General features: G+C 50.1%; 4 protein-coding genes. All 4 read left to right on the forward strand.

Features of this window, described 5'->3' with window-relative positions; genetic code table 11:
- Window positions 1–14 precede the first annotated feature (14 nt).
- Window positions 15–875: a helix-turn-helix domain-containing protein gene (locus ACR0P9_RS07525; protein ID WP_432618839.1), complete on the forward strand. Its 861-nt coding sequence runs from the start codon at window positions 15–17 to the stop codon at window positions 873–875.
- A gap of 319 nt (window positions 876–1,194) precedes the next feature.
- Window positions 1,195–2,322: a Gfo/Idh/MocA family protein gene (locus ACR0P9_RS07530; protein WP_432618841.1), complete on the forward strand. Its 1,128-nt coding sequence runs from the start codon at window positions 1,195–1,197 to the stop codon at window positions 2,320–2,322.
- 76 nt (window positions 2,323–2,398) lie between these two features.
- Complete coding sequence (locus tag ACR0P9_RS07535; RefSeq protein ID WP_432618843.1) at window positions 2,399–3,292, forward strand: TIM barrel protein; 894 nt, start codon at window positions 2,399–2,401, stop codon at window positions 3,290–3,292.
- 240 nt (window positions 3,293–3,532) lie between these two features.
- On the forward strand, window positions 3,533–4,962 hold a 1,430-nt coding region (locus tag ACR0P9_RS07540; RefSeq protein WP_432618845.1), incomplete at its 3' end, for a solute:sodium symporter family transporter.

A 4,962-nucleotide genomic window follows, 5' to 3' on the forward strand; every position in this document is an offset into this window, starting at 1 on the left:
AAGGAGGAATCCCTATGCTTGGTTTTGAAGCAGGCACCTGCAACGGATCGGATTTATATTTTCAAAGCCCTTCTGAGCAGGCACGCAGTATGCTGTTCTATATGACGTCCTGCGGCTACTACTATACAGACAAAAACTATATCATCGACCGTCAGCATTATTCCGACGCACGATACTTACTCATGTATATTCGCAGTGGACAGCTTTCTGTCACCGTCAGCAGCCGCACCACAACCGCGCGCCGCGGGCAGATTGTTCTCTTGGACTGTTCGCTCCCTCACACGTACCATACTATCGATCACGCAGAGTTCGTTTGGATTCATTTGGACGGCAGCAACTGCCCGCAATTGTTTGAGCAAGTGCGCAGCTTATATAATGCCCCTGTATTCGACTCTTCCAGTGCTTCAGAAGTGCATCAAATTATGCTGGACATCTTATATGCTTGGCGCAATGACCAATGGATTCCCGAAGCCCAGTTGTCTCTGCGTCTCTATTCTATCTGGATTGCCCTGATTTCCGGCAATTCCTCTCAGACCCAAGCAGATGTTGGCAACGCACAGACTGCGACAGAGGCCGCGATCCAATATATTGGCGAGCACTATGGAGAAGCGTTAACCCTTCCGGAGCTGGCGCGGCACGTCAATATGAGTCAGTTTTACTTTTCCCGCCTGTTCAAGAAGCAATGCGGCTACTCTCCGCACGAATATATCATCCTCGTGCGCATCAATCGAGCCAAGCATCTGCTCAAAACGACAGATCAGCCAGTGAAAGTGATTGCAAATTGTGTCGGTTATCCGAACATAACGACGTTTAGCAACCTATTTTCATCACGAGTCGGCGTCTCTCCCAGTCAATTTCGGAAAAATCCGATTTGACATAAATTCTCTTCTTCCCGCCATTCTATACATAAAGAAACCATATTTTATACAACCTGCACAATCAGAGCCACCTCCATTTGTGCAGGTTGTTTTTTTCTCTAAATAAATGATAATTTATGTATAGAACATGAAAACTCTATGCAATGACATTTCGCGTTTTTCGCCGTATACTATGGTCACAGTCAAACGAGAGACACAAACGAAAACCAAAGAAACAAAATGTTTCTCCCTGATTTTCAAACTTTTCAAGGCTGTAAACCAATTTGTAAATTTATGTAATCACCATTGAGAGAACATTTTTTAGGAGGAAAAGAAAATGAAAGAAATTCGTATTGGTCTGGTAGGTTCTGGCTGGATGGGCAAGGCTCATTCCTCTGCACTGGCTGACGCTGAGATGCTGTTTGGCCCGGATTACGGCGTTGCATCCTTTGAAATCGTTGCTGACGCAAACGAGGAAGCTGCAAAGTCCGCACAGAAGAAGATCGGCTTCAAGCGCATCTCCACTGACTGGCATGATGTTGTAACCGATCCGAACGTTGACCTGGTTGACATCGCTACCCCGAATGCTTTCCACTATGAAGTTGCTAAGGCAGCTCTGGAGAACGGCAAGAACGTATACTGCGAGAAGCCGCTGTCCATCTCCGCTGAGGAGTCCAAGGAACTGGCTGAGCTGGCTGCTCAGAAGGGCGTTGTAAACTACGTTGGCTTCAACAACACCCAGAACCCGGCAAACGCTTACGTTCGTGAGCTGGTTCAGTCCGGCGCACTGGGCAAGATCATGCGCTTCACCGGCACCTACGATCAGGATCAGCTGCTGGACGAGTCCCTGCCGATCACTTGGAGACACATCAACAAGCTGGCAGGCTGCGGCGCTCTGGGCGATCTGGGTTCTCACCTGCTGTCCATCTCCCAGTTCATCATGGGCGACATCACCAAGGTAAACGCAGTAGCTACCACCGTATTCCCGAAGCGTCCGAAGTGCGCTGGTTCCGACGAGCTGGTTGACGTTGAGAACGAGGACATCATGACCTTCACCGCTGAGTACGCAAACGGCGCAATCGGTCAGATCGCTTGCTCTCGTGTCGCTACCGGCCGTAAGAACTACCTGTGCTACGAGATTCAGGGCACCAAGGGTTCTGTTCGCTACGATTTGGAGCGCATGGGCGAAGTTCAGGTATACTTCCAGAGCGACAACGAGCGTGACCGCGGCTTCCGCACCGTTCTGCTGAACCCGAAGATGAAGGGTTACTCCGCATTCCAGCCGGCAGGCGGCATCTCTATCGCTTACAACGATATGAAGATCCTCGAAGTACATGCTCTGTTCGATGCAATCACCAACGGCGCTGACTACACCACCGACTTTGAGTTCGGCTACAAGATTGACCGCACCGTTGCTGCTGTTATCGAGTCTTCCAAGACCCGTGAGTGGGTTGACGTAAAGTAATCGTCACGCAAGAAATATCCGCCACTGCCGGACTGCATTCCGGCAGTGGCTCCAGAAAATAGATGGAGGAAAGACTATGTCTATCAAAATTGGTATTGCTCCAGACTCTTGGGGCGTATGGTTCCCGGCAAGTGACCCGAACAACGAAAAGCAGCCGCAGTGGTGGCGCTGCCTTGACGAAATGAAGATTGCAGGCTATGACGGCTGTGAGATTGGCCCGTGGGGCTACATGCCGAACGACAATCCGCAGGTTCTGAAGAACGCTATTGACGCACGCGGCCTGACTCTGGTTGGTGCTACCGAAGGCGGCAACTATCTGGATGACGCAAATGTTGAGCAGATGCTCAAGGACATTGACGACATCTCTGCTCTGCTCAAGCACTTCCCGTCTGCAAAGTATATCGTTCTGCTGCCTCCGATGTACACCAACCTCGCTACCGGCGAGCTGGAGATGAATCCGGAGCTGACCGACGAAGAGTGGGCAAAGTACTGTGCAAATGTCCAGAAGTGTGCTGACCGCTGTGCTGCAAACGGCTTTATCGGCCTGTTCCATCCGCACGTAGACAGCCATGTTCAGACCGAAGAGCAGATCGAGCGTTTCCTCAACGACACAACTGTTGACCTGTGCTTCGATACCGGTCACCATGTATATGGCGGCGGCGAGCCGATTTCCTTCTACAAGAAGTGGGCAAAGCGCATTCCGTACATCCATTTCAAGGACTGCGATCTGTCCGTAAAGGCTAAGATGGACGAAAACAAGTGGTCTTTCGCTAAGGCTGTTACCGAGGACATCATGGTAGAGCCGGGCAAGGGCAGCATCGACTTCGCTGCTATGCACGATGCTCTGGTTGAGTGCGGCTATGACGGCTGGTGCGTTGTCGAGCAGGATCTCTTCCCGGTGAAGTCCTTCGACGTTCCGCTGGAGAAGGCTTCCATCGGTCGTGAAAACCTGCGCAAGGCTGGTTTCTAAATCTCTTCTTTTATCCAAAATCTCAATTACACCTTCATTATACTCTCTTCTCTAATACTTCATCCGACAAAAATCCACAGCGGCTAATTCTATACAGGAGAAGCGCTGTGGATTTTCCACCTTATATACATAGATATTTATTTATATATCTATAATTTTTTATTTATAAAAATTGAAAAAGAAAAAGAATTAGGATAGAATCAAACATAAAGTAAGTGAAGTTAGGAAAGGAAAAATATCATGGTATTTACACTTGTTTCCTTTGTCGCTGTCACTGCGCTGGTTGCCTTCATCAGCTGGCTCAAGACACGCGGCACAGATGAAACCTCTCAGGACGGTTATTTCCTGGGTGGTCGAAGCCTGACTGGTATCGTCATCTTCGGTTCCCTGATGATGACAAACCTGTCAGCTGAACAGCTAGTCGGACGAAATGGCCAGGGCTATGCCGCTGGTATCACCGCTATGGGTTGGGAAACCATGTGCCCGGTTGCCCTGACACTGATGGCTTTGTTCTTCGTACCGCGCTACTTTAAACTCGGCATTACAACGATTCCGGAATTTTTGGAAAACCGCTATGACCGCGCAACTCGCGTGCTGGTTTCCTTTATCTTCCTCGTAGCATATATCGTTACCATGCTTCCGCTGGTTCTTTACGCTGGCTCGGTCGCTATGGAGCGTATCTTTAATGTCACCGACTTGGTCGGCGGCAACCGTTTCCTCGCAATCACCATTATGTGTGTTGCCCTCGGTGTAATCGGCGGCATCTACGCAATCTTCGGCGGTCTGAAAGCCGTTGCGGTTTCTGACTCGCTCAACGGTGTCATCTTCATTGTCGGCGCTGTTGTTATCGTTCCGATTCTCGCCTTCGTTATTCTCGGTGAAGGCAGCCTGGTTACCGGCGTACAGCGCATGATTAGCGATGCACCTCCGGAGCATCTGAATGCTATCAAGCCTTGGAACGCACAGGCACCGGAAATTCCGTGGCCGATGATTATCCTCGGATGCAGCATCAACCACATTTCTTACTACTGCACCAACCAGTCCATCATGCAGCGCGTACTCGGCGCAAAGAACCTGAAGGAAGCACAGAAGGGTGCTCTTCTCTCCGGTCTGGCACTGGTATTCTGCCCGCTGTTCCTCGTTATGCCTGGTATCATCCAGCGCATCCGTGATGGCGGCGTTCTGACCGACTTCGACATGGCTTATCCGACTCTGGTTCATGACATCCTGCCGACTCCGGTTCTCGGATTCTTCGCAGCAGTTATGTTCGGCGCGATCCTGTCGTCCTTCAACTCGGTACTGAACAGCTCCATGACGCTGTTCACCCTCGATATTCTGCCGGTTATCTCCAAGAAGGAGCGTACCGCACAGCAGGAAATCACGATTGCTAAGCGCTTCGGCATTGTTCTTTGCCTGGCTTCTATCGTTATCGCTCCGTTCCTCATGTATCTGCCAGCTGGTATCAGCACCTTCTTGAATCAGATGTGGGGCTACTACGGCGTACCGGTACTTGCTGTTGCTATGATGGGTATGCTCAACAAGAACATCCCGAACTTCGCACCGAAGCTCACCATTATTGTTCACATCATTGTATACGGCGTTCTGATGAATACCGTTCCGCTGCACTTCCTCTACTTTGAAGTAACCGCATTCGTTGTTGACATCGTTCT

Origin of the sequence: Butyricicoccus sp., from assembly GCF_050872565.1 — a bacterium.
Taxonomy (GTDB): Bacteria; Bacillota; Clostridia; order Oscillospirales; family Butyricicoccaceae; genus Butyricicoccus_A.

Excerpts from the sequence above, each read along its gene's own strand:
- ACR0P9_RS07525 (WP_432618839.1), top strand. The coding sequence starts at position 15 with ATGCTTGGTTTTGAAGCAGGCACCTGCAACGGATCGGATTTATATTTT.
- ACR0P9_RS07530 (WP_432618841.1), top strand. The coding sequence starts at position 1,195 with ATGAAAGAAATTCGTATTGGTCTGGTAGGTTCTGGCTGGATGGGCAAG.
- ACR0P9_RS07535 (WP_432618843.1), top strand. The coding sequence starts at position 2,399 with ATGTCTATCAAAATTGGTATTGCTCCAGACTCTTGGGGCGTATGGTTC.